The following is a 23,703-nucleotide window of genomic DNA, read 5'->3' as shown; positions in this document are numbered from 1 at the left end:
TCGCGATCGATCACTGCAGCGGGAACGGCGTGCGCACGTAGTCCGTGCCCATGCCGTGGCAGCCGGTGCACAGCGCGACGCCGGTGTCGTCGGCATAGATCGCGTCGCCGACGACCTCGTACCAGTACCAGCCGTCGCCGCCCTGGCCGGTCGCGAGCTTGCGCATCACGGCCCAGCCGCCCACGGCGTCGCCGTCGTAGAGCTCCTTCACGATCGCAGCGCCGACCGGATGCTCGGCGTTGCCCGCCGACAGCGATGCGAAGAGCACGTCGTTGACGAAGGTGCGCACGCCCATGCCGTGGGGGCCGGCGGAGGTGTGCACGCCGGACTCGGCGGCCCAGCCGAGGTAGCTGCCGTCCTCGAGCCACGGGCGCAGCGCGGCGTCGCCCTGCGGCGGTGGCTCGTCGGCGTCGCCGGTCGTGTTGCCACCGTCGGTCCCGTTGCTACCGTCGGCACTGGCACCGTCGTCGCCGTTGCCACCATCGTCGGCGCTCGCGGTGGTGCCCGCGGTCGTCGTCGCGCCGCTGGTCGCGGGGCCACCGGATGCGCCGTCGCCGTTGCCGTCGTCGCTGCCCTGCGACGCGCCCGAGCTGTCGCCGTCGGCGGCGGTGTCGGCCGCGGTGTCGACGGGATCGGCCGCGTCGTCGCAGGCGCCGGCGAACGCGAGGAACAGGACCAGGGCAGGGCGCAGCGGGGTCGTCATGGCGGGCGGCTGTATGCGGGCCCGTGCGTCGCGGTTACCGAGCCCGCGATCCCACCGTCGCGCCACTGCCCCGCCCGTGCTCGGGCGCACCCGTGGTACTCGTCGCGCCGTGGCGATCGAGGCCCACCACGGCGTGCTCGTGGTCGACAAGCCCGCCGGGCCCAGCTCCCACGACGTGGTCGCGTGGGTGCGCTGGGCGCTGCGGCAGCGCAGCGTGGGTCACTGCGGCACGCTCGATCCCCCGGCGACCGGCGTGCTGGTGATCTGCGTCGGCGAGGCCACCAAGCTGGCGGCGCGCCTGGTCGACGACGACAAGCGCTACCTCGCGAGCGTCGCGTTCGGGCGCAGCACCACCACCGGCGACGCCGAGGGCGAAACGATCGCGTCGGTCGAGCTCGACGCCGACGTGCTGCCGCGCGCGGTCGCGGTCGCACCCACGCTGGTCGGCGCGTTCGCGTGGGCACCGCCCAACGTCTCGGCGATCCGCGAGCACGGCGTGCGGGCCCACGCCCGCGTGCGCGCCGGTGAGGACTTCGAGCTGCCCGCCCGCGCGATGCGGATCGATGCGCTGCAGGTCGGCGCGATCGATGCCGACGCGGGCGCGATCGACATCGACGTCGCGGTCGGCAAGGGCACCTACGTACGCACGCTGGCCGAGCAGTGGGGCAAGGCCATCGGCGTGCCGGCGCACCTGCGATCGCTGCGTCGGGTCGCGGCTGGCGACTTCGCGGTCGACGAGCCCGGGGCGGTCGGGGGCCTCGTCGCGATCGCCGGCCCACCGCGCCCCGATGGTAAGCCGCGCTGGCGCGTGACCCTGGGCGATGGCGATCGCGATCGCACCGGGGCGATCCTCGCGGCCGCGTTGATGCCCGCCGACGTCGCGCTCGCGCGCCGGGATCCGATCGTGCGCGCGCGGGATCCCGACGCGTTCGCACGGCTGTGCCGCGGCCAGCCGATGCCCTGGGCGACCCTCGACCCCGGCGGCCCGCCGCCGCCATGGGGGGCCGTCGGGGCTCGGCTCGATTCCGCCGTGGGGGCCGCCCAGGCGCTCGTGCTTGCGACGCTGCGCCCCGCCGCAGACGCCGGCGACGCGCCCGTCGTGCACCCCCAGCGGGTGCTCGATCCGGGCTGCGCGACCGTGCGCGAGCCCCCGCCGGCACGCCCGCCCGAGGGCCCCGCGCCGGCTTGACAAACCCGGATCCGGCGAGGATTCTCCGCGCCAAGTCAAAAAGCACCCACGCAATGCCGCTGGCCAGGGGGCCGGCGCCCAGAAGAGCTGAACGACGACATGCTTTCGAACGACCGCAAGGCCGAGACCATCGGCAAGTTCCGCCGCGCTCCCGACGACACCGGCTCCCCGGAGGTCCAGATCGCGCTGCTCAGCCAGCGCATCACGTACCTCACGGACCACTTCCGCACGCACCGCAAGGACTTCCACTCGCGTCGCGGCCTCCTGAAGCTGGTCGGCCAGCGTCGCCGACTGCTCGACTACCTGCGCGCGCAGGACGTCGAGCGCTACCGCACCGTCATCACGGCGCTCAACATCCGCAAGTGAACCGCCGCGCGCGTCGTGGTGTCGTGGCGGCCGTGCTGGCCGCCTGAAGCGACGCATGCGACGGGCGTGGCCCTCCTGGCGGCCTGCCTGCGCGCGCCCGCGTTCCGCGGGTCGAGGAAAGTCCGCCGTTTCGCCCGCGTGTCGTCGTGCGCACCGCGTCGTCGTGCGCACGTCGGCGTGATCGTAGGCACCGCCCCGCGGATGCGAGCGCGCGTCCGCACCCCACCCATTCCCGAAGGAGATTCCCCCATGAACATCATCACCGAGTCCTGCCAGATCGGCAACGCCACGATCTCGATCGAGACCGGCAAGATGGCGAAGCAGGCCAACTCCGTGGTCGTCCGCCTCGGCGACACCGCGGTCCTGGTCACCGCCGTGTCGGCGCAGGAGCCCAAGCTGCTGCCGTTCCTGCCGCTCACCGTCGAGTACCGCGAGAACGCCTTCGCCGGCGGCAAGATCCCCGGCGGCTACTTCAAGCGCGAAGGTCGTCCCAGCGAGGCCGAGACGCTGACCTGCCGCGTCATCGATCGCCCGATCCGCCCGCTGTTCCCCAAGGGCTGGCGCTTCGACACCCAGGTCATCGGCCACGTGCTCTCGCACGACCGCGTGCACGAGCCCGACGTGCTCGCGATCACCGGCGCCTCGGCGGCGCTGACCATCTCCGACGCCCACTGGGAGGGTCCGATCGCCGGCGTCCGCGTCGCGCGGATCGGCGGCCAGTTCGTCGCGTTCCCGACCTGGGAGCAGATGGCCGCGGCCGACATCCTGCTGGTGGTCGGCGTCAGCAAGGATGCGATCGTCATGGTCGAGGGCGGCGGCGAGCAGGTCCCCGAGGCCGCGATGATCGACGCGCTGATGTTCGCCAAGGACGCCGCGCGTCCGCTCATCGAGCTGCAGGAGCGCCTGCGCGAGCGCGCTGGCAAGCCCAAGCGCGCCTGGGCGCCGCCGTCGGTCGACGAGGCGTTCATGGCCGAGGTCATGGCGTTCGCCGAGCCGCGCATGAAGCCGGCGCTGTCGATCAAGGGCAAGCACGAGCGCCGCGACACCGTCGCTGCGATCGAGAAGGAGACCCACGAGAAGTTCCTCGCGGCCCATCCCACCCGCGGCGACGAGATCGCGAACGCGCTCGCCAAGCTCGAGAAGAAGATCGTCCGCAAGAGCGTCATCGACACCCACGTGCGCATCGACGGCCGCGGGCTCGAGGACGTCCGCCCGCTGCACATCGAGGTGCACCCGTTCGAGCGCCCGCACGGCTCGGCGATCTTCCAGCGCGGCGAGACCCAGGCCTACGCGACCTGCACGCTCGGCACCGAGTACGACGCGCAGCGCCTCGACACCCTGCGTGGCGACGTCAAGCGCACGTTCATGCTGCACTACAACTTCCCGCCCTACTCGACGGGTGAGGCCAAGCCGATGCGCGGCAGCTCGCGCCGCGAGGTCGGCCACGGCGCGCTGGCCGAGCGCGCGCTCAAGTGGGTGGTGCCCGATGCCAAGGCGTTCCCGTACGTCGTGCGCGTCGTCAGCGACACCATGGAGAGCAACGGCTCCAGCTCGATGGCGTCGGTGTGCGGCGGCTGCCTGGCGATGATGGACGCCGGCGTGCCGATCAAGGCGCCGGTCGCCGGCATCGCGATGGGCCTGATGCAGGAGGGCGACAAGATCGCCGTGCTCACCGACATCCTCGGCGACGAGGACCACCTCGGCGACATGGACTTCAAGGTCACCGGCACCGCCACCGGCATCACCGCCCTGCAGATGGACATCAAGGTCCAGGGCCTGACCCGCAAGATCCTCGAGGACGCGCTCGAGCAGGCCCGCAAGGCCCGTCTGCACATCCTGGGCGCGATGCTCGAGGTGCTGCCGACGCACCGCTCGGACATCAGCCGCTTCGCGCCGCGCATCGTCACGGTGCAGGTCAAGGTCGACCGCATCCGCGACATCATCGGCCCCGGCGGCAAGATGATCCGCGCGATCATCGAGCAGACCGGCGCGCAGATCAACATCGACGACCACGGCCTCATCACCATCGCCTCGGAGAGCATCGAGTCGATCGAGAAGGCCAAGCGCATCATCGACGGCATCACCGCCGAGGCCGAGATCGGCGCCTACTATCAAGGCGTCGTCACGCGCACGACCGACTTCGGTGCGTTCGTCGAGATCCTGCCGGGCACCGACGGCCTCGTGCACATCTCGGAGCTCGAGAACCGCCGCGTGCAGACCGTCACCGAGGTCGTCAAGGAGGGCGACGAGGTGGTGGTGAAGGTGCTCAACATCGATCCGACCGGCAAGATCCGGCTGTCGCGCAAGGCTGCGTTCGGGGTCGACCCGAGCGAGGTCCTGAACATGCGCGGCTAGGCCGCGGCCGGCGGACGATCGATGACGCTGCGGGTCGAGATCGAGCTGCTGCACGCGGGCGCGTGGATGCCCGCGCGCATGACCGAGCTCGCCGCGGGTTACGACCTCGCGGCGTGCCTCGGTGGCCAAGAGATCGAGCTCGTCCCGGGCGCTCGCGCACGGGTGCCGACCGGGCTGCGTCTCGCGATCCCGGCCGGCTACGAGGGCCAGGTGCGTCCGCGTTCGGGCTGGGCCGCGAAATCCGGCGTCACCGTGCTGAACGCCCCCGGCACCATCGACGCCGATTTCCGTGGCGAGCTGCAGGTGCTGTTGGTCAACCTCGGGCACGAGGCCGTGACCGTGCGCGACGGTGATCGCATCGCGCAGCTCGTGATCGCACCGGTGTGTGCGGTCGCCTTCGAGACCGTCGATGTGCTGACGCCCTCGGACCGCGGCGAGGGCGGCTTCGGCAGCACCGGGGTGTGATCCGGGCTGCGACCGGTGACCGGGCCGCGCTGCGTGAAATCCCGGTAGTTTTCGCGACGCAGAAGCCTGATAGTCTCTGACGTGGGGTCGACCCTCTTCACGAGGTCCCACCGTCCGCGAATGGTCGTGGGCCGGGTACACCGTCGACCCTGACACGCAGCGTCTGGGGACATGGGGCCGAGTCGAGGCGACACCATCTGCGGCAACGTCGTGATCGAAGCGTTGGCGCCGATGCACTTCGGTGCGATGGCGCTGGGCCCGGTCCACGTCGCGCGCAGCCCCACCGAGCCACGTTTGTGGCTGGTCACGGTCGAGCGCACGTTGCTGCCGCGCAGCGTCGACGTCTCGCGCTTCATGGCCGGTGTCGGCGAGCTCGCGACCGCGTCGATCCGCGGTGCGGTGCCGCTGGTGTTGGTCGATCGCGAGGCGGACTTCTGCGTGGTCGGCTACCGCGCGCCGGCGTCGTCGCACACGCTCGCGCAGCGGGCCGAGGCCGGCCCCGACCTCGACGAGGCCCGCGACCTCGCACGGTCGTTGGCGCTGACGCTCGCCGATCTCCATCACCGCGGCTTCGTGCACGGCCTCGTCACGCCGACCACGGTCGTGATGATCGACGACACGTGGCAGACGTGGGAGTACGGCATCGCGGGCCTGTTTGCCGACGCGCGCTTGGCCCCGCGCGTACGGCCGCTCGGCGGCGACGCCCTCGCGCCCGAGGTCCGCGTCGAAGGGGTCGTGTCGGCGGCGAGCGACGTGTACGGCTGGGCCGCCGCGGTCGCGTGCCTGTGGACCGGCGAGATCGGTGCCGAGGCGGTCGCCGCGGTGCAGGACGGCGACGACGACGACCCGCTGGCGAACCTGCTGCGCGCGTGCCTCGAGTCCATCCCAGAGCTGCGCCCACGTGACGGACTCGAGCTGTGCGAGCGCCTGCGTGGGCTCGGGCTGCTCGACGATCGCGCCCCATCGCCGGCGGGCGCGAGTCGCAGCGGCCGCTTCGGATTGCCCGGCGAGCGCGTGCAACCTTCGGCGGAGCCCGACGAGTTCTCGTTCGCCGACCTCAACGAGCCCGACGTCGCACCCGCGGTGCCGAGCCAGGCTGCACCGCCCGAAGCGGTGATCGAGATGCTGGTGCTCGGGCCCGACGAGGACCTCGGCGACGACGAGCCCACCACCACGGCGGCGCCCGAGGTCTGGCGCGAGCTCGCCGAGCAGTACCTCGCCGGCGGTGCCGAGGCCGCTGCACGCGCGACCGAGGAGCCCGGTGCGATCGCGGCGACGCCGACCGTCGATCCCGCGACCCTGACGGTGGTGCCGACGCTGCGACGTCCGGCCGAGATTGCCCGCGTCGCACTGGTGCGCACGCGCGTGCGAACCGGGCCGCAGACTCGGCTGCCGCGCGACGAGTTCGCCGCCGCGGGGAGCTTCGAGATCCCCGACGAGCCACTCGCGGAGCCGACCGTGCCGCCGCGCGCCGCGAGCGATGCCCGCGACCTGCCGCTCGGTGGCGGCGAGGAGGACGACTGGCACGACGATGCGCCGGTGTTCGACCTCGACGCCGAGGGCGGTCCGCGACAGGTCTCGCGCACGGACCTGCCGTCGGAATCGGATCCCATCGCCCTCGAGCCGCTGGAGGGCGACGTCAGCTGGCCGCCCCGCGCCCGCACCGAGGCCGCGCCCGACCCTGCGTGGGGCGAGCCCACGCCGATCGACGGGCTCGGCAGTGCACGCCTGCGCGCGGCGCCACCACCCAGCGAGTGGGGCGAGCCCACGCCGACCGTCGGGCTCGGCAGTCGCGACGACGACGACGACGACGACGACGAGCTGTTCGCCGCGCGCAGCGGATCGTCGTCGCTCGACGCCGCGGCGGCGCGGGCGGGCACGCCCGAGCCGGTGCGCACCGCCGACAGCGGACGTCTGCGTGGACCCGAGCGCGGCACGCCCGAGCCCGAGCGCGCCGGCGACAGCGGTGCGCGAGCCCGCGGGCCCGAGCGCGTGGCGGCGGCGGACAGCGGCAAGCTCGCGCTGGATCGCGACGTCGACCCGCGTCGACGCACGCCCGATCCCGAGGCTGATCGCGCCAGCGACAGCGGCCGCCGCCGCGCGGGGGAGCGCCCGCAGGCGCCCACGCCCAGCGGGCTCGAGCTCGATCGGCCGCGGGCCGCGGGCGGCAGCGCCGAGCCGTCGCGCCGCAGCTCCGACGAGGTCGCGGCGCCAGCCGGCGAGCGGGCCGGGCGGCCGGCAGCGAAGGCCACGATCGATCGTCCCCCGTCGCGTTCGCACCCGGCGATCTCGGCCTCTGCGCTGGCCCTGCCGGCGCGTCCGCGCTCCGGCACCACGGTCGCGTGGACCATCTGCGCCGCCGCGCTGGTGCTGGCGCTCGGCACCACGCTGTCGCTGGCGCGCCACCGCGGCGGACTCTCGCAGCTGCTCACCGGTGACGACGCGCCGATCGGTGAGACCGCGGCCTCGGCCGTCGTCGAGCCGACCCGGCGCGCACCGAGCGAGCCGGTTGCGGCGCCGCCCCGGACGTGCCCCGAGGAGATGCGCGCGATCGAGGCCGACGCCAAGCCGGGCGTGTGCATGGACCAGGGCGAGTTCCCCGGTCTGCGCCAGATCCCGCGCACGCAGATCAATCTCGCCGAGGCGCGCGCCGCCTGCCGCGATCGCGGCGCGCGGCTGTGCACGATGGAGGAGTGGCGCACCGCGTGCCGCGGCCCGCACAACTGGCGTCATCCGTACGGTCAGCGCGGCGAGCTCGATCGCTGCAACGGCGCATCCTCGTCGGGCGCGGTGCAGGACCTGAGCCGCAGCGGTGCGCGCGATCGATGCGTGACCCCCGGCGAGCACTACGATCTCGAGGGCAACGTCGCCGAGTGGGTCGAGGACGGGCTCGCGTTGGGCGGTGACTCGGCGACCCGCTCGCCGTCGTGCGACGCGCGGCTGCGGCCGTCGGCGGACACGCGCGCGCCCACGGTGGGATTGCGCTGCTGCCTCGACCTCGCGCCGTGACGACGGCCCGCGACCACGCGTCGCCGCCGTCGACCCGGCAAGCCTGGTAGCCTCGCGCTCGCCCATGGCCATCGACGCCGCCTCGCTCGCCGCCGCGCTCGCCCCCGAAGGAACCCTCGATGCGCTGGGTCCGGAGTTCGATCGACTGGGGCATCGCTACAGCGGCAAGGTGCGCGAGAACTTCTCGCACCAGGGTCGCCGCACCATCGTGGTGACCGACCGCATCTCGGCGTTCGACGTCGTGCTCGGCACCATCCCGTTCAAGGGGCAGGTGCTGAACGCGGTCGCGACCCATTGGTTCGAGCGCACGGCGGCGGTGTTCCCCAACCACCTGGTCTCGGTGCCCGATCCGCAGGCCGTGATCGCGATCGAGTGCACGCCGATCCCCGTCGAGATGGTCGTCCGCGGCTACCTGACGGGCGTGAGCAGCACGTCGATCTGGCGCGCCTACGAACGCGGCGAGCGCAGCTTCTGTGGTCACGCGCTGCCCGACGGCCTGCGCAAGCACGAGCGACTGCGCGAGAACCTGGTGACGCCGTCGACCAAGGCCGCCAAGGGTGACCACGACGAGAGCGTCGCGAAGGACGTGCTGTTCGACCGCGGCATCGTGACCCCCGAGGTGTTCGAACGGCTCGAACGCGCCGCGCTCGAGCTGTTCGCGTTCGGCCAGGCCGAGGCCGCCCTGCGCGGGCTCATCCTCGTCGATACCAAGTACGAGCTCGGGGTCGCGCCCGACGGTCGCGTCGTGCTCATCGACGAGATCCACACCCCCGACAGCTCGCGCTACTGGTACGCCGACGGCTACGACGCCGCGCTCGCGGCAGGCGAGGATCCCCGCGCGCTCGACAAGGAGTTCGTGCGCCGCTGGCTGGTTGCACGCGGCTTCTCCGGCGAGGGCCCACCGCCGCCGCTGACGCCGGAGATCCGCAGCGAGGCCGCGCAACGCTACGTCGAGCTGGCCTCGGTGCTGCTGGGCCGGCCGTTCGTGCCCGATGCCGAGTCGCCGCTGCCGCGACTGCGACGCAACCTCGGTCTGCTCTGACGTCGCCGCAGGCCCCGCGGGGCGCCGACGCCCACCCGCGGCCGCGGCCGCGCACGTGGGGCGAGGAATGCCGCGCGGGCCCATGAAGTCGTGGTGCGCTACAGTTCGACGCCGGCGCACGGGCGGGGCCCGCCCGCGCGCGCGCCGAGACCTCCGCTCGCCCCAAGGGATCCGAACCCATGGCTCAACTCGTCGCCTCCACCCTCGGTTTCGCGCTCGGCTTCCTGCTGGTGCCCATGCTGGTGCCCGGCATGCGGGTCAAGGGCATGGGCGCCGCGCTCAAGGTCGGTCTCGCCTGCGGCGTGCTGAGCGTGCTGCTCGGCAAGCTGCTGATGGTCGTGCTGTCGATCATCTTCCTGCTGCCGATCGCATTGCTCGGCCCGCTGGCGGTGGTCGTGATCCAAGCGCTAGTGAACGCGACGCTGCTGGCGATCGCCACCCGCATCACCTCGGGCGTCGAGTTCGATCGCACGCGCTCGCTGCTGTGGGCGGCCTTCGCGCTGACGGTGCTGCAGTGGGTCGCGCGCGCGCTGCTGTGAGTCGCCGGCAGCGGCGCCCGATGGCCGCAGGGTGACCGGCGTGGTACTTCCTTCGCCGCCATGTGCGGCGTCTTCGGCATCTACGACCATCCCGAAGCGGCCAACCTGACCTACCTCGGGCTCCACGCCCTGCAGCACCGAGGACAGGAGTCCGGCGGCGTCGTGTCCAACGACGACGCGACGCTGCACGGCATGCGGGCGATGGGCCACGTCCGCAAGATCTTCACCCGGGAGGTGCTGGCGCAGCTCCCGGGGCGCATCGCGATCGGCCACGTGCGCTACACCACCGCCGGCGGCTCGCTGGCGCGCAACATCCAGCCGCTGCTCGTGCAGTACCGCGGCCGCTCGATCGCGATCGGCCACAACGGCAACCTCGTCAACGAGCAGCAGCTGCGCGAGGAACTCGAGCGGCAGGGCGCCATCTTCGCCACGCTCTCCGACACCGAGGTGATGCTGCAGCTGATGGCGCGCAGCGAAGCGCCGGCGATCGAGGACCAGCTCGTGGAGGCGCTCGGCCGGGTGCAGGGCGCCTACAGCCTCGTGCTCACCACCGAGGACAAGCTGGTCGCCGTGCGTGACCCCCACGGCTTCCGGCCGCTGGTGCTGGGGCGGCTGCGCTCGCACCCCGATGCGTGGGTGGTGGCGTCCGAGACCTGTGCGTTCGATCTGATCGAGGCCGAGTATGTCCGCGACCTCGCGCCCGGCGAGATCCTCGTCATCGATCGCGAGGGCCAGCGCAGCGTGCAGCTGCCGGCAGCGCCGCGGAAGTTCTGCGTGTTCGAGCACGTGTACTTCGCCCGACCCGACAGCGTGCTCGACGGCGTCAGCGTCTACGAGGCCCGCATCGCGATGGGCGCTGCGCTGGCCGCCGAGCACCCGGTCGCGGCCGACATCGTGGTGCCCGTGCCCGACTCCGGCGTGGTCGCGGCGCTGGGGTATGCCCGCGCCAGCGGCCTGCCGTTCGAGATGGGCCTCATCCGCAACCACTACGTCGGCCGCACCTTCATCGAGCCGACCGACTCGATTCGCCACTTCGGTGTGCGGCTCAAGCTCAACGCCGTGCCACAGCTGGTCGCCGGCAAGCGCGTGGTGATCGTCGACGACTCGATCGTCCGCGGCACCACCTCGCGCAAGATCGTGCAGCTGCTGCGCAACGCCGGCGCACGCGAGGTGCACGTGCGCGTGTCGTCGCCGCCGATCGATGGTCCGTGCCACTACGGCATCGACACGCCGACCCGCGCCGAGCTGGTCGCCAGCGAGCAGAGCGTCGCCGAGATCGCGCGCACCATCGAGGCCGACTCGCTGGGCTACCTCAGCCCCGAGGGCCTGCGTCGCGCGGTGCGACAACAGGCCGGCTTCGGCTACTGCGACGCCTGCTTCACCGGCGACTACCCGGTTCGCCCGGCGCGCCCCGGCGCCCCCCGGGCGCTGCGCGTCGTCGAGGTATGAAGGCGCCGTTGCCGGCGTGCGTGGGCGCTGGGCTCGTGATAGCTTGCCCGCACGATGGAAGTGCAGGGCAATACCCCTCCGCTGCCCGAGCACGCCAAGGCCTTCGAACGCCTGGATAGGCTTTCGGCCCGCGTGCTCGAGCTGCGGAGGCATCTTTGACTACGATGGCAAGCGCGAGAAACTCGAGGAGCTGGACGCCGCGACCGCGGACTCGTCCCTGTGGGACGACGCCGCGCGTGCGCAGGCAGTGACGCGCGAGCAGGCGACCATCAAACACACCCTGGCCGAGCTCGACGCCGCGACGATGTCGGTCGACGACGCGCGCACGCTCTACGAGATGGGCCGCGAGGAGAACGACGAGCCGACCCTGCGCGAGGCGTGGGGGCAGATCGACGCCGCCGAGGCGCTGGTCGGCAAGCTCGAGTTCCGGCGCATGCTCTCGGGCACCTTCGACGCCAAGGACGCCATCCTCAGCATCAACGCCGGCGCCGGCGGGGTCGACAGCCAGGACTGGGCCGACATGCTGCTGCGCATGTACTCGCGCTGGGGCGAGCGCATGGGCTTCACGGTCAAGCTCATGGACGTGCAGGAGGCCGAGCAGGCCGGCATCCGCAGCGCCGAGCTGGTGTTCGAGGGCGAGTACGCCTACGGCTACCTGCGCTCGGAGATCGGCGTGCACCGGCTGGTCCGCATCTCGCCGTTCGACGCCAACGCGCGCCGGCAGACCAGCTTCGCCAGCGTGATGGTGGTGCCGGACATCGGTGACGAGACCGACATCGACATCGAGGTCAAGGAGTCCGACCTGCGCGTCGACAAGTACCGCGCCGGCGGCAAGGGCGGCCAGCACGTCAACAAGACCGACTCGGCGGTGCGCCTGACCCACAACCCCACGGGCATCGTGGTCGCGTGCCAGGCCGAGCGCTCGCAGCACAAGAACTACGACACTGCGATGCGCATGCTGAAGGCGCGCCTGTGGGACCTCGAGCGACAGAAGCGCGAGGCCAAGATGGCGGAGCTGCGCGGCGAGGAGCGCAGCATCGAGTGGGGGAGCCAGATCCGCTCGTACGTGCTGCAGCCCTACCGCCAGGTCAACGACCACCGCACCGGCACCAAGCTCGGCAACGTCGACGCCGTGCTCGACGGTGACCTCGATGCGCTGCAGCAGGCCTACCTGCTCGGCCAGGGCAAGCCCAACACGCCCGGTGACGACGACGAGGCCTGACGATGTTCCAGCAGCTCGATTGGATGATCGCGTGGCGTCACCTGCGGTCGGGTGACGTGCTCGCGCCGTGGGTCCGGCCGCTGCTGCTCGGATCGATCTACCTGATCGTGATCGGCGCGCTGCTGGCGGTCTATGCCGGCACGCTCGACGACGCCGGCGGCGTGGCGCTCGACGCCGCCGATCCACCGAGCGCGCTGCAGCGCTACTTCGGCGGCTTCGGTGGCATCACGCTGCTCGCTGGCGTCATGGCGCTCGCGTTCGCCCTGCTGGCGCGCTTCTTCAATCTGCTGCCGACCATCATCGCGATGAGTGTGTTGCTCGGCTGCATGGCGCTGGTGGTGGTGCTGAGCCTCATGAGCGGCCTCGAGGCCGACATGCGCGTGAAGATCCTGAACCAGAAGGCCCACATCCGGGTCGCGCGCGCCGACGGCAAGCCGTTCGACGACTACGTCGCGCTGGCCCACGCGCTGGCCGAGGTGCCCGGCGTGGTCGGGGCCAGCCCCTACCTCGAGGGCGAGATCATGGTCCGCTCGCGGCTCAACCGGCAGGGTGCAATCCTCTCGGGGATCCTCGCCGACGAGCACGCCACCGCCTCGAACCTGCCGTCGCTGGTGCAGGAGGGCAGCTACGAGTACCTCTCGCATCCCGCCGACATCCCCAACCCCGATCCGTTCGCACTCGACCCCGAGAGCACGCCGTGGCGGCTGCGCCACCTCGACAAGAAGGACGGCGAGGACACCAAGCTTCCGCCGCCGCCGCCGCCCGCCAGGCCGGTGCCCGACGCGGGCACGCCCACCGCCATCGCCGACAAGCGCCCGAGCGCGCTGTCGCGGGAACTCCCGCCGCCACCGGCGACGAGGGACGACGAGGGCTGGGAGGACCCCAACGACGCGCTGCGGCCCGAGGCCGCACGCGTGCGGCCGGACCCGGCTGCGCTCGCCCCCGACGACGACGACGAGGGCGGCTGGGAGGACCCCAACACCGGCAGCGTCGACGCCGGCCGCAGCGATGCCACGGACGATCGCGCCGAGCCCGACGGCGAGCGTCCATCCGACGCCGACGGCGGCTGGATCCGCAGCAGCGACGACGACGACGTCATCGAAGACCCGATCCTCATCGGCCGCGAGCTCGCGATGGAGCTCGCCATCGGTGTCGGCAGCGAGGTCCAGCTCATCACGCCGGTCGGCCGCATGACGCCGGCGGGGCGCCTGCCGGGCAGCCTCATCGCCAAGGTCGGCGGGGTGTTCTTCTCGGGCATGTACGAGTACGACCGCAAGAACGTCTACGCGCCGCTCGCGGTGGTCCAGCGGTTCCTGCTCGCGGGCGATCGCGTCAACGGCATCGAGGTCAAGCTCGCCGACGTCGACGCCATCGACGACGGGCATCGCGCGGTCGCGGCCGCGGTCGCGGCGGCCGGGCGCGGCGACGAGCTGGTGGTCGAGGACTGGCGCGAGCTGAACCGCAACCTGTTCTCCGCGATGTTCCTCGAGAAGGTCGCGATGTTCATCGCGCTGCTCTTCGTCGTGTTGGTGGCCTCGTTCGGCATCCTCGCGTCGAACCTCATGAGCGTGATGGAGAAGAGCAAGGAGATCGCGATCCTCAAAGCCATGGGCACCAGCGATCGCGGCATCATGCGGGTGTTCATCGCCGAGGGCCTGTGCGTCGGCATCCTCGGCAGCCTCGGCGGCATCTGCATGGGCCTGGGCCTGTGCTGGGCGCTCGACCGCTACGGCCTGCCGCTCAACGAGAACGTCTACTACGTGGAGAAGCTGCCGGTCGTCGTGAACCCCGGCGAGGTCACGCTCGTGGGCCTCGCGGCCCTGGTGATCGTGTGCGTGTCGAGCCTGTATCCCGCGCTGGTGGCCTCGCGCCTGCGCCCGGTCGACGCACTGCGCCTGACCGAGAAGTGATCCCGGGCCTGGCGGGAGCGCGGGGGGCGGATCCCGTGATCGACGCACGCCGGCCGGCCTCCGCATGCCCAAGGCGGCGCTCGCGGGGCGGTCCCGGTCGCGTTGACACCCGAGATCGGGCGTTCTAGCCTGCGCGCGGCCCTACGCGCCCGATCATGGCCCGATCCGATTCCGATGGCACGCCCGTGTTGGTGCGGGTGGTGCACATGACCAAGCAGTTCGTGATCGGTGCGCAGGTCATCGAAGTGCTGAAGGACGTCGACCTGACGCTCGGCGTCGGCGAGATGGTGACCATCATCGGCGCTTCGGGGGCCGGCAAGTCGACGCTCCTGCACTGCCTGGGCACGCTCGACCTGCCGAGCTCGGGCAAGATCCTGTTCGACGGCGTCGACATCGTCGAGCTGCCGCCGCCGGAGCTGGCGCGCTTCCGCAACCGCACCATCGGCTTCGTGTTCCAGTTCCACCACCTGCTGCCAGAGTTCTCCGCGCTCGAGAACGTCATGATGCCGGCGTTGGTGGCCCGCATGCCGGTGCGAGAGGCTCGCAGTCGCGCCGAGCACATGCTCGAGTCGGTCCGCATGTCCCATCGTCTCGCGCACCGCCCTGGCGAGCTCTCCGGTGGCGAGCAACAGCGCGTCGCGATCGCCCGCGCACTGGTGATGCAGCCCAAGCTGCTGCTGGCCGACGAGCCCACCGGCAACCTCGACACGCGCACCAGCGAAGAGGTCCACGAGCTGCTGTTCCAGCTCAACGAGTCCCAGCGCATCACGATGCTGGTCGTCACCCACAACATGGATCTGGCGCGTCAGATGCCGCGAAAGATCCGCATGGCGGACGGGCGGCTGATCGGCGACACCATCGAGGAGCCGGTCGCACGCGATGCCGCGCGGGACTGAAGCCGCCGCGGCCCCACGAGCGGGGCGTCGCCGTGTCCACGCCAACCGCTGGCGTCGCTGGTGCGTGGGCCTCGTGGCGCTGTGCGTCGTGCTGCTGGTCGGCCGCTCCGCGCAGGCGCAGCCACTGCCGCGGGGCGACTGGCAGGCCATCTGGACCGCGGCGCAGCTGGCCGAGGTGCCCGGCGAGCTCTACGGCCACCCGATCGCCGAGATCCGCTTCGAGGGCAACAACCGCGTCGAGTCCGAGGCGATGTTGCTCGAGCTGGACTCGAGCGTCGGCGAGCTGTGCCAGCCCCGCAAGCTCGGCGCCGACCTCAAGCGACTGTGGGGCCTCGGCTACTTCGAGGACGTCCGCGTCGAGGGCGAGATGGGCCCTCGCGGCGTGGTGCTGACCTACGTCGTGAAGGAGCGCCCGACGATCCGCAAGATCATCATCGAGGGCAACGACAAGGTCAAACTCGACGACATCAACGAGCAGCTCGATCTGCAGAAGAACCAGGTCCTCGATCTCGGCAAGCTCAAGGCCAACATCGAGAAGGTGAAGCAGGTCTACACCGACGGCGGCTTCTTCCTCGCCGACGTCAGCTATGAGCTGCGACCGGTCGAGAAGGAGCCCGGCAAGGTCGACCTCGCGATCGTCATCGACGAGGCCTCCGAGGTCATCGTCCGCAGCATCGACTTCGTCGGCAACAAGGCCTTCGACGACAAGGATCTGCGCAAGCACATCCTCACCAAGGCCGGCGGCTACATCAGCGTGGTCGCGAAGAAGGCCGGCGGCGTGTTCAACAAGGAGGCCTTCCAGCAGGACTTCGCGTTCCTGCGGGCCTACTACGGCGACAACGGCTACCTCGACGCCAATCCCAAGGACCCCGAGCTCTCGCTGTCGCCCGACCGCCGCTTCGTGGTGCTGACGATCCCCATCGAGGAGGGGCCTCAGTACAAGCTCGGCGGGCTCGCGGCGCGCGAGATGCTGGGCCGGGGCGAGACCCTGCTGTTCGATCCCGACACGCTCAACGAGTCCATCGCGCCGGTCATCAAGGTCGGCGACGTGGCCTCGATGGGCAAGATCCAGAAGATCCGCGAGGACATCGAGCGGCGCTACAAGGACGCCGGCTACGCCTACGTCAACGTCAACGCCGACCAGCGCTTCGACCGCGAGAAGCTGCTTCTCTACATCAACTTCGCGATCGAGAAGGGCCCGCTGGTCTACATCGAGCGCATCGAGATCAACGGCAACGAGAAGACCGCCGACAAGGTCATTCGCCGCGAGATGACCATCTCGGAGGGCGACCTCTACTCCGAGACCGGCAAGGAGAGCAGCGAGTTCCGCATCATGCGGCTGGGCTACTTCTCCGCCGTCAACGTCTCGACCTCGCGGGGCTCGGCCGACGACAAGATCGTCGTGAACATCGAGCTCACCGAGCAGCTCACCGGCACGTTCCAGGTCGGCGCCGGCTTCTCGACCATCGAGAACTTCGTGCTGCAGGGCCAGGTCGCCTACGACAACTTCCTCGGCCGCGGCGCCACCGTCCAGGTCATCGCGCAGTTCTCGAGCCTGCGGCGCCTGTTCAACTTCTCGTACTACACGCGCCACTTCCTCGACAGCAAGTGGAACTTCATCTTCAACGTCTTCAACTCGCGCAACCTGTTCCCGTCGTTCTCGCGACAGAGCACCGGTTTCCGCTTGAGCTGGGGCTATCCGATCTGGCGCGACCTCACCGCGTTCGTCGGCTACGAGCTCGAGGACGTCAAGGTCGGCTTCGGCTCGTTCGGCACCGTCGGCGGGGTGTTCTCGCCGGGTTCGCTCGTGACGGTGCCGCAGCAGGCGCTCATCACCAACCTGTTCGCCAACGGCATCACTTCGGCTTTGGAGGCGCGGCTGCAGTGGGACTCCCGCGACAACTTCCTGTTCCCCACCTCGGGGCAGTACCACCAGCTGCGGACCACCTTCGCGTCGAAGTACCTCGGTTCACAGAACCGCTACAACCGCTACGTCCTCGACAGTCGCTTCTACTTCCCGGTCATTCGCACCGAGAAGGCCTTCCGCGCGTGGGTCGTGTTCAAGGTCCGCCTGCAGGTCGGCTTCGTCCACTCGACCCAGGCGCGCGGCGTGCCGATCTTCGAGCGGTGGTTCCCGGGCGGCATCTACGGCGACGGTGAGATCCGCGGCTTCCGCCTGCGCAGCCTCGGACCCAAGATCAAGGTCGCGAGCTCGCCCGACCCGACCTCGCCGCTCATTCCCTACGAGATCGGCGGCAACCTGCTGACCGCGCTCACCGGCGAGTTCGAGTTCATGATGATCCCGCCGGCCAACATCAAGGGCGTGATCTTCTACGACATGGGCAACGCCTTCAACACCGAGAAGGTCCTGTACTGCGAGACGGCGAATCCTTCGCTGCTTCCGAAGTCCGACCCCTGCGGCAACTTCGGCTTCAGGAACCTGCGCTACTCGATGGGCTTCGGCTTCCGCTGGCAGTCGCCAATCGGGCCGCTGCGGTTCGAGTGGGGCTTCCCGCTCGATCGCCAACGACCGACCAAGTTCCTGCGTCGCGGCGACGACCCGGTGGTCTTCGAGTTCGCGATCGGCAACTCGTTCTAGGCCTCGGGCGTCGGCGCCCCGAAGCGCCCCGCTGCGCTTGGTTTTTGTCCCAGGCGACGCGCGATCGCGATCACGGCCTGCGCAGGGCTCCGCGAATCAATCCCATGCACGGCCGTCTGTGGACTCCCAGCGCTTGCCGTCACGAAGGGCGGCGGCTAAGGTTCGCGCCATGCAGCGTTTCGCACGTCTCGCGCTCCCGGCACTGCTGTTGCCGGCGATGCTGTTCGGCGCCGGCAAGCCCGCCGCCGCTGCAGTTCCCACCATCGAGAAGGTCGCCGTCGTCGATCTGCAGCGATGCTTGCTCGACACCAAGGAGGGCAAGACCGCGAAGACGACGTTGGAGGCAGCGTTCAGCCGCGGGCAGGCCCGACTGACGAAGAAGGCCGAGGCGCTGCAGCAGCACGCGAAGGACCTGCAGGCCAAGGGTGCGATGCTGTCGAAGACCGAGCTGCAGAAGCGTCAGGAGGACCTGATGCGCGAGCAGGCCGAGCTCGAGCAGCTGAGCGCCGAGCTGCAGGAGGACGTCGCCCAGAAGGAGGGCCTCCTCACCGAGAAGATCTACGGCAAGGTCGCTGCGATCGCGAAGCAGATCGCGATCGAGGAGGGCGTGCAGATCGTCCTCGTGAAGTCGGAGATGACGGTGTTGTACGCCGACCCGAAGCTCGACCTGACCAATCGCGTGATTGTCCGCCACGACAAGGAGCACAAGTGATGAGCATCTCCCGTACCCCCCGTCGTCTGTTGCTCGCGCTCGCGCTCGGCCTCGCCGTCACGCCGGTGCTCACCGTCGCCAACGACGCCGGTGCCGAGGTGCCCGCGGTCAAGAAGATCGTGCTGGTCGACATGCAGCGCGTGCTCAACGAGACCAAGGCCGGCAGGAAGGCCCGCTCCGGTCTCGAGACCAGCAGCAAGGCCAAGCAAGAGAAGCTCGACAAGCGGCGCTCCAAGCTCGAGGCCGACGCTGCCAAGCTGCAGTCGCTCAAGGGCGAGGCGCTGGTCCAGGCGCAGGAACGCCTGCAGCGCGACTCGATGGAGCTGCAGGAGACGCTGATGACGCTGGAGAACGAGCTCGGCGAGCAGCACAACGCGCTGCTCGAGTCGATCTACGGCAACACCCAGAAGATCGTCACCAAGCTCGCGCAGGAGCGCGGCATCGACCTCGTGCTGGTGCGTGACGCGATGACGGTGCTCTACGCGAAGGACGGCTTCGATCTCACCGACGAGATCATCAAGCTGTACGACGCCAAGCACGCCAGCTGACGCACCGCCGCGGACGGCGGGGTGGGGCGTCGCGCCATCCACCCGCTGCGCGGCTTTGCGGTATGCTCCGGCCGTGCTCGACGCGGTCGCCCTGCAGAAGATCCTGCCCCATCGCTACCCGTTCCTCTTCCTCGACCGCGTCGTCGAGGCGACGCCGAACGAGTCGATCGTCGCGCTGCGGATGGTGTCGATCAGCGATCCGATCCTGCAGGGGCACTTTCCGGGCAACCCGATCGTGCCCGGCGTCGTGCAGGTGGAGGCGATGGCCCAGGCCGCAGTGGTGCTCGCGAACCTCTCGGGCGCGTTCGATCCCGCGACGCAGGACTGCTTGTTCATCGGCATCCAGGACGCGAAGTTCCGCGCGGTGGCGGTGCCCGGCGAGGTACTTCGCATCGAGGTGAAGGCCGAGCGCCTCGGCCGCATCGGCAAGTTCACCGGTCGCGTCACCTGCGGCGAGCAGCTCAAGAGCTCGGCGTCGTTCAGCGCGATCGTGGAGCCCAAGAGGAACGGATGAGCCGGTCTCGGGGGCTGTGGCTCGTGCTCGCCGCCGCGCTGCTCTCGGCCTGCGCCGGGGCGGCGCGCCGCGAGGTCGCGGCACAGTCGCGTTCCCTGTCGCGCGCGGTGCACCGCGGTGACGCCCGGGCGACCCATGCGCACGTGTTGCCCGCTGCGCAACCGTGGGTCGACGACGCGACGCTGCTCGGGGCCCAGCGGCGGGCCTGGGCCAAGCGCCTGCGCCGGCCGGTCGAGATCACGCCCCGGGCGGGCGTGCTGCTGACCCCCGAGCTCGCCGCGGAGGCGAGCTGGACCAAGGACGGCTGGCGCTTCGACGCCGACCCCTCCGCCGCATACGCCCAGGACACACCCGAGCACGCGATCGCGGCCCTGGTCCGTGCGAGCCGGGCCGGCCGCTGGGACGTCCTGCTGCGGCTCGCACCGAGGCGGTACCGCGTGGGCCTGTCCGCGGAGGACCTCGCGGCGGCGTGGACCGAGGGGGAGCAGGCGGCCGCGCTACGCGAGGCCCGAGATCGCCTCGCCAGGGTGATCGGCGACCCCGTGCCCCACGACGACCACGACGCCCGGCTCGACCTCGGCGACGGCCACATCGTGCGGCTCGAGCGCGAGGACGGCGGCTGGGTCGTCGTCGACTTCTAGCCGCGGGAGAAGCCCCGCCAGAGCCCACCTACGGGCGCCCTGCGGGGCTTTGGTGCTGGCCTCGAGTGGTTGCCGGCCCGCCGTCGTGGCTGGACACCTGTGCCGGTGGGACCATCACGCACGAAAAAGCCGGCGACTTGCCTCGGCCTGCAGGCGCGTTAGGCTGAGTAACAGAGGTGACGGGGCACGGCACTCCACGGTCGACCCACCTGACACGGCTGTCGCGGTCGTGTCCGGTCGATTCGTCCCGCCCGACGGTCCAAACGGCCGACCTCTGCCAACTCACAGTAGTTCCATCACGCCCCCTCGGGAGTGGTGTGGAGCTTGCAGCTTTTTCAGGCCGAGTGACTGAGTCGACGAGGGCCGAGCGTTGGCAGGATTTCGAACCGGAATCCTGCGCACGGCGTACTCGAGAGAAGGGCGTCCCCACGAAGGTGAGGCTGGAGATGGCAGAGAACTGGACCCACGATCGTCCGAGCCGTGCTTCGACCCGCAAGACCCGACGTCACGTCGTCGAGCAGCCCCGCCTGGAGCTGCCGGTGCCGGTGCCGGTCGAGCCGCGGGAGGCCGAGGCCCAGCCCGCAAAGGAGCCCGAGCGCGGCTTCGCGTTCATCGATTTCTACGTGTGACTCCACTCGAGCCGGGGGAGTGACGGGTAGTCCCGAAGGGACGGCGCGTGGCAGCGCCGTCCCTTCTTCATTTCTGGCGTCGGCGTCGACCGTTGCCGCGCTCCCGCCCGTGGGTGTAGCGCAGGTACAGCGACAGCAGCAGCGCCCCCGAGCTGCGCAGCGCCGGCATGCCGATGAAGCTGGCGATGAAGCCACCCGAGATGTGGCGATCGAGGCTGTGGACGTCGAAGGAGAGCGCGGCGTCCCACGCGACGCCGAAGCGTCGGTTGTCGGGCGCGACGCCGGCGATCTGCAGCAGGTTGTTGCTGGTCTGCATCACGCCGAAGCCGCCGTGCGCGGCGATCATGAAGCGGCGAAATGGCACGCCCAGACGCAGCTCGCCGGTGTAGACGCCCTGACCGAGCAGCTCGCGGTGCAGCACCGCGTCGTGGTAGCGGTGCAGCAGGCCGGTCGCATGCAGGTCGAGCGCGATCCAGCGACGGATTTCGTAGCCGGCGCGCGCGCTGAACGAGAAGCCGGGCGAGAGCACCTTCGCGGTGGCACCGATCGGTACCGCGGGGCCCAGCGCCGCCTCGACGAAGAACCCGCGGCTGAACTTCCTCGGGTCGGGGAACACCGTGGGGTCCGCCTGCGGCCGCTCGACGATGCCCACGTCGCCGGTCTCGGCAGGACGGGTCGACGCCTCGGGTGCGATCGCCAGCAGCAAGCAGAGCAGCGCTGCGTTCACCCGCTGCTCCCGCCGTCGTCACACACGGCCATGTCGGCCCCGGTGCTGCCGCCCGCCATCGCCGCGGCCGCCGAGGGCAGCACGTACAGCTCCGGCATGGTCTCGTAGCGCCGCGCATCGCGGGCGCTGTCGAAGATGATGCCCTCGCTCTCGCGCAGTCGCACCGCATACTCCAGCGAAGCGGGTGCCGACGCGCCCAGCGTGAGTCGGAGCATCACCGCGCCCGCGAGCACCGCGTCGGACGGCACCGCATCGGTGCCGATCGGGTCTGCCTCGTGGCGGTGGTTGAGCACCGCCAGCGGGCCCGCACAGAAGCGCGTGACCGCGTCGAGGTCGTACATCGCCTCGCGCAGGTCGTCCTCGCGGAACTCGCCCTCGCGGACCTCGTGGGGCTCGAGCATGATCGGTGTGAAGCCGAGCAGCGAGGGGAACTGCACCTCCTCATCCTCCTCGCCTCCGGCGGCGCCGAAGCCCGCGATGGGGTTGTAGTCGTAGAACTCGGTCGCGCCGTCGAGGGTCACCCACGCACGCAGCGGCTGGTCGCTGTCGTTGGTCAGGGTCCACGGCACCGAGATCGTCAGCTCGTCGCGGCGCACCCATGGATCCTGCTCCATCGGTGTGCTGCCGGGCGGACGCAGCGCGGCCAGCTCGGCGTCCGTGGGGTTGCGGAAGTCGAGCCAGTACTCGCCCTGCACGTAGGCGCCGACGGTGGGATTGGCGTTGGCGGCCCCGTCTTCGGCGGCGGCGGCGATGTCGGCCGCGCGCACCACCAGGCGCGTCGCGCCGGGGTAGTACGCGGGGTTGTTGCAGCCCGTGCCCACGATCGTGCACGCGAGCCCCGTCGCGAGCAGCGAACAGCCGGTGGTGACGTGCGTGTGCATGACCATGATTGCCTCACTCGGTGTCGAACACGAACGGGTACTCGACCTCGACCACGCCGCCCTCGGGCTTGGGGAAGTGCCAGTTCTGCAGCGCGCGGACCATGCAGCTCTCGGCGTCGCTGTTGCCCAACGAGCTGCTCTTCACCTTCGCGCTGGTGACCGAACCGTCGAGGCGGATGATCCACGACAGCGAGACCTTTCCCGATAGGTCGGGCTGGCGCGCGAGCTGCTTGTTGTAGCAGAAGCCGATCTGCGCGCGGTGACGACGGACCTCCTTGTCGATCAGCTCCTTGCTCAGCTGGCCCTTCACACGGGCGGTGCCCGGCTGCACCGACACCTGCTTCTCCTTGGGGCCCTCCTTCGCCTTGACGGTGCGACGACGCGCGTCGGTGCCGCTGCCATGCAGATCGATGTCGGCGGTGCCGTGGATGACGCCCTCACCCTCGCCGCCACCGCCCTGGCCGCTGCCGCGGGTGGACATGCCGTACGTGCCGTTGCCGACCACCAGGGGGCCGTTGTCGGTGCCGCTGATCTGACCGCCGACCGCGAGCAGATCGGCCATGGTGCTGGTCTGCGCGAGGTCGTTGAGCTCGCGCACCAGCCCGACGTTGGTGGCGTTGCTCGAGCTGGTCGCGTCGGTCTTGGGGATGTTGCTGCGACCGACGCGATCGGGCCGGCCGAAGGTGCCCTCGTCGCCGGCAGCGCGCTTGCGCGGCTTCTCGGCGGGCTTGTCCTCGTCGGCGGCCAGCGGTGTGTCCTCCTCGGGCGGCGGATCACGGGGTGGATCGTTGAACATCGCCCGCGTGATGCGGGCGTCGAGGTCGTCGAGCTCGAGCTTGTGCCGCTCGGGGTCGTAGCGCAGGTACGCGATGCCGAGCAGCAACGCCATCGCGATCGCGCTGAAGGTGGTCGCGGCGTACAGCGGCCGATTGGCGCCGTCGCTCGGCATCGGCGGCAGTACCTCGCGCGCGACCTGCAGCACCACGAGCCGCAGCTGCGGCGACTCGTGCAGCCACAGCACGCCCCAGTCCTCGGGCGCGAGCGGCACGGTCGTTCGGCCAGCCGCACGGAGCTCGGCGACGTCGTGCTCGACACCGTCGAGCACCAGGCGCCCGTCGAAGCCGGGCGGCAGAGTGATCGCGCCGCGACGCACGAGGGTCGTGCGGGCGATCGCTGGCGTCACCGGCAACACGAAGTCGCAGCCGTGACCATGACCGACACGCAGCGAGCCGCGCCCGTCGACCGTGGCCTCCTGCAGCACGGTGCGACCCAGCGCGAGCACGACGCGCGTCGCATACCCAGTGGTT

General features: G+C 70.7%; 21 protein-coding genes. 17 read left to right on the top strand and 4 right to left on the bottom strand.

Going from position 1 to position 23,703, the window contains the following annotated elements:
- Positions 1-10 precede the first annotated feature (10 nt).
- The gene (locus tag IPH07_05870) at positions 11-703 is read right to left on the bottom strand and encodes a hypothetical protein (protein MBK6916908.1); all 693 of its coding nucleotides are present in this window, start codon (positions 701-703) and stop codon (positions 11-13) included.
- A gap of 109 nt (positions 704-812) precedes the next feature.
- On the opposite strand from IPH07_05870, the gene truB reads away from it, so the two are divergent.
- From truB to IPH07_05785, 17 genes are all read left to right on the top strand, one after another.
- Complete coding sequence (gene truB / locus IPH07_05865) at positions 813-1,892, top strand: tRNA pseudouridine(55) synthase TruB (protein ID MBK6916907.1); 1,080 nt, start codon at positions 813-815, stop codon at positions 1,890-1,892.
- Positions 1,893-1,991: 99 nt separating this feature from the next.
- Positions 1,992-2,258: a 30S ribosomal protein S15 gene (gene rpsO / locus IPH07_05860; GenBank protein MBK6916906.1), complete on the top strand. Its 267-nt coding sequence runs from the start codon at positions 1,992-1,994 to the stop codon at positions 2,256-2,258.
- Positions 2,259-2,507: 249 nt separating this feature from the next.
- On the top strand, positions 2,508-4,613 hold the full coding sequence (locus IPH07_05855) for a polyribonucleotide nucleotidyltransferase (protein ID MBK6916905.1): 2,106 nt from the start codon (positions 2,508-2,510) through the stop codon (positions 4,611-4,613).
- 21 nt (positions 4,614-4,634) lie between these two features.
- Positions 4,635-5,078, top strand: a complete 444-nt coding sequence (gene dut, locus IPH07_05850) for a dUTP diphosphatase (GenBank protein ID MBK6916904.1) — start codon at positions 4,635-4,637, stop codon at positions 5,076-5,078.
- 171 nt (positions 5,079-5,249) lie between these two features.
- A complete protein-coding gene (locus IPH07_05845; protein ID MBK6916903.1) occupies positions 5,250-8,087 on the top strand; it encodes an SUMF1/EgtB/PvdO family nonheme iron enzyme in 2,838 nt (945 codons plus the stop codon).
- Positions 8,088-8,151: 64 nt separating this feature from the next.
- Positions 8,152-9,129 (top strand): phosphoribosylaminoimidazolesuccinocarboxamide synthase, encoded by a 978-nt coding sequence (locus tag IPH07_05840; protein ID MBK6916902.1) that lies wholly within the window; start codon positions 8,152-8,154, stop codon positions 9,127-9,129.
- Between the two features lie 179 nt (positions 9,130-9,308).
- Positions 9,309-9,668 (top strand): phage holin family protein, encoded by a 360-nt coding sequence (locus IPH07_05835; protein ID MBK6916901.1) that lies wholly within the window; start codon positions 9,309-9,311, stop codon positions 9,666-9,668.
- Positions 9,669-9,728: 60 nt separating this feature from the next.
- Positions 9,729-11,117: an amidophosphoribosyltransferase gene (locus IPH07_05830; protein MBK6916900.1), complete on the top strand. Its 1,389-nt coding sequence runs from the start codon at positions 9,729-9,731 to the stop codon at positions 11,115-11,117.
- Between the two features lie 115 nt (positions 11,118-11,232).
- Positions 11,233-12,339 carry a peptide chain release factor 2 gene (gene prfB / locus IPH07_05825; GenBank protein ID MBK6916899.1) on the top strand — a complete coding sequence of 369 codons (1,107 nt, stop codon included), beginning with the start codon at positions 11,233-11,235 and terminating at the stop codon, positions 12,337-12,339.
- A 2-nt stretch (positions 12,340-12,341) separates the two neighbouring features.
- Positions 12,342-14,249, top strand: a complete 1,908-nt coding sequence (locus IPH07_05820; protein MBK6916898.1) for an ABC transporter permease — start codon at positions 12,342-12,344, stop codon at positions 14,247-14,249.
- A 155-nt stretch (positions 14,250-14,404) separates the two neighbouring features.
- Positions 14,405-15,145, top strand: coding sequence for an ABC transporter ATP-binding protein (locus IPH07_05815; GenBank protein ID MBK6916897.1), 741 nt, complete (start codon positions 14,405-14,407; stop codon positions 15,143-15,145).
- A gap of 73 nt (positions 15,146-15,218) precedes the next feature.
- Positions 15,219-17,744 (top strand): outer membrane protein assembly factor BamA, encoded by a 2,526-nt coding sequence (gene bamA / locus IPH07_05810; GenBank protein ID MBK6916896.1) that lies wholly within the window; start codon positions 15,219-15,221, stop codon positions 17,742-17,744.
- Between the two features lie 169 nt (positions 17,745-17,913).
- Positions 17,914-18,456, top strand: a complete 543-nt coding sequence (locus tag IPH07_05805) for an OmpH family outer membrane protein (GenBank protein MBK6916895.1) — start codon at positions 17,914-17,916, stop codon at positions 18,454-18,456.
- Positions 18,456-19,004 carry an OmpH family outer membrane protein gene (locus IPH07_05800; protein MBK6916894.1) on the top strand — a complete coding sequence of 183 codons (549 nt, stop codon included), beginning with the start codon at positions 18,456-18,458 and terminating at the stop codon, positions 19,002-19,004. Before IPH07_05805 ends, IPH07_05800 begins: the two co-directional genes overlap by 1 nt.
- Before the next feature lie 73 nt (positions 19,005-19,077).
- Complete coding sequence (gene fabZ / locus IPH07_05795; protein ID MBK6916893.1) at positions 19,078-19,518, top strand: 3-hydroxyacyl-ACP dehydratase FabZ; 441 nt, start codon at positions 19,078-19,080, stop codon at positions 19,516-19,518.
- The gene (locus IPH07_05790) at positions 19,515-20,159 is read left to right on the top strand and encodes a hypothetical protein (GenBank protein MBK6916892.1); all 645 of its coding nucleotides are present in this window, start codon (positions 19,515-19,517) and stop codon (positions 20,157-20,159) included. Before fabZ ends, IPH07_05790 begins: the two co-directional genes overlap by 4 nt.
- Before the next feature lie 446 nt (positions 20,160-20,605).
- Positions 20,606-20,788, top strand: coding sequence for a hypothetical protein (locus tag IPH07_05785; protein ID MBK6916891.1), 183 nt, complete (start codon positions 20,606-20,608; stop codon positions 20,786-20,788).
- Between the two features lie 67 nt (positions 20,789-20,855).
- Here the strand turns inward: IPH07_05785 and IPH07_05780 are convergent, their stop codons facing one another.
- Genes IPH07_05780 through IPH07_05770 form a run of 3 tightly spaced genes read right to left on the bottom strand, consistent with a single transcriptional unit; the run spans position 20,856 to position 23,678 of the window.
- Entirely contained in the window at positions 20,856-21,515 is a 660-nt protein-coding gene (locus tag IPH07_05780; protein MBK6916890.1) for a hypothetical protein, read from the bottom strand.
- Positions 21,512-22,396: a hypothetical protein gene (locus IPH07_05775; protein ID MBK6916889.1), complete on the bottom strand. Its 885-nt coding sequence runs from the start codon at positions 22,394-22,396 to the stop codon at positions 21,512-21,514. The genes IPH07_05780 and IPH07_05775 overlap by 4 nt, the downstream gene beginning before the upstream one ends.
- A 13-nt stretch (positions 22,397-22,409) precedes the next feature.
- Positions 22,410-23,678 (bottom strand): TonB family protein, encoded by a 1,269-nt coding sequence (locus IPH07_05770; GenBank protein ID MBK6916888.1) that lies wholly within the window; start codon positions 23,676-23,678, stop codon positions 22,410-22,412.
- Positions 23,679-23,703: the final 25 nt, after the last annotated feature.

The organism is Deltaproteobacteria bacterium (assembly GCA_016709225.1).
GTDB lineage: Bacteria > Myxococcota_A > Polyangia > Nannocystales > Nannocystaceae > Xiheibacterium > Xiheibacterium phototrophicum.
The sequence above is the reverse complement of the archived record's forward strand: the minus strand, read 5'-3'. Positions and strand labels throughout refer to the sequence as shown.

What these genes read in the sequence shown, in the direction of transcription:
- IPH07_05845 (MBK6916903.1), top strand. Translation starts at nt 5,250, where the DNA reads ATGGGGCCGAGTCGAGGCGACACCATCTGCGGCAACGTCGTGATCGAA.
- IPH07_05855 (MBK6916905.1), top strand. Translation starts at nt 2,508, where the DNA reads ATGAACATCATCACCGAGTCCTGCCAGATCGGCAACGCCACGATCTCG.
- IPH07_05800 (MBK6916894.1), top strand. Translation starts at nt 18,456, where the DNA reads ATGAGCATCTCCCGTACCCCCCGTCGTCTGTTGCTCGCGCTCGCGCTC.
- IPH07_05870 (MBK6916908.1), bottom strand. Translation starts at nt 703, where the DNA reads ATGACGACCCCGCTGCGCCCTGCCCTGGTCCTGTTCCTCGCGTTCGCC.
- IPH07_05830 (MBK6916900.1), top strand. Translation starts at nt 9,729, where the DNA reads ATGTGCGGCGTCTTCGGCATCTACGACCATCCCGAAGCGGCCAACCTG.
- IPH07_05805 (MBK6916895.1), top strand. Translation starts at nt 17,914, where the DNA reads ATGCAGCGTTTCGCACGTCTCGCGCTCCCGGCACTGCTGTTGCCGGCG.
- IPH07_05790 (MBK6916892.1), top strand. Translation starts at nt 19,515, where the DNA reads ATGAGCCGGTCTCGGGGGCTGTGGCTCGTGCTCGCCGCCGCGCTGCTC.
- IPH07_05835 (MBK6916901.1), top strand. Translation starts at nt 9,309, where the DNA reads ATGGCTCAACTCGTCGCCTCCACCCTCGGTTTCGCGCTCGGCTTCCTG.
- IPH07_05840 (MBK6916902.1), top strand. Translation starts at nt 8,152, where the DNA reads ATGGCCATCGACGCCGCCTCGCTCGCCGCCGCGCTCGCCCCCGAAGGA.
- IPH07_05815 (MBK6916897.1), top strand. Translation starts at nt 14,405, where the DNA reads ATGGCCCGATCCGATTCCGATGGCACGCCCGTGTTGGTGCGGGTGGTG.
- dut (MBK6916904.1), top strand. Translation starts at nt 4,635, where the DNA reads ATGACGCTGCGGGTCGAGATCGAGCTGCTGCACGCGGGCGCGTGGATG.
- IPH07_05785 (MBK6916891.1), top strand. Translation starts at nt 20,606, where the DNA reads ATGGCAGAGAACTGGACCCACGATCGTCCGAGCCGTGCTTCGACCCGC.
- IPH07_05820 (MBK6916898.1), top strand. Translation starts at nt 12,342, where the DNA reads ATGTTCCAGCAGCTCGATTGGATGATCGCGTGGCGTCACCTGCGGTCG.
- rpsO (MBK6916906.1), top strand. Translation starts at nt 1,992, where the DNA reads ATGCTTTCGAACGACCGCAAGGCCGAGACCATCGGCAAGTTCCGCCGC.
- IPH07_05775 (MBK6916889.1), bottom strand. Translation starts at nt 22,396, where the DNA reads ATGCACACGCACGTCACCACCGGCTGTTCGCTGCTCGCGACGGGGCTC.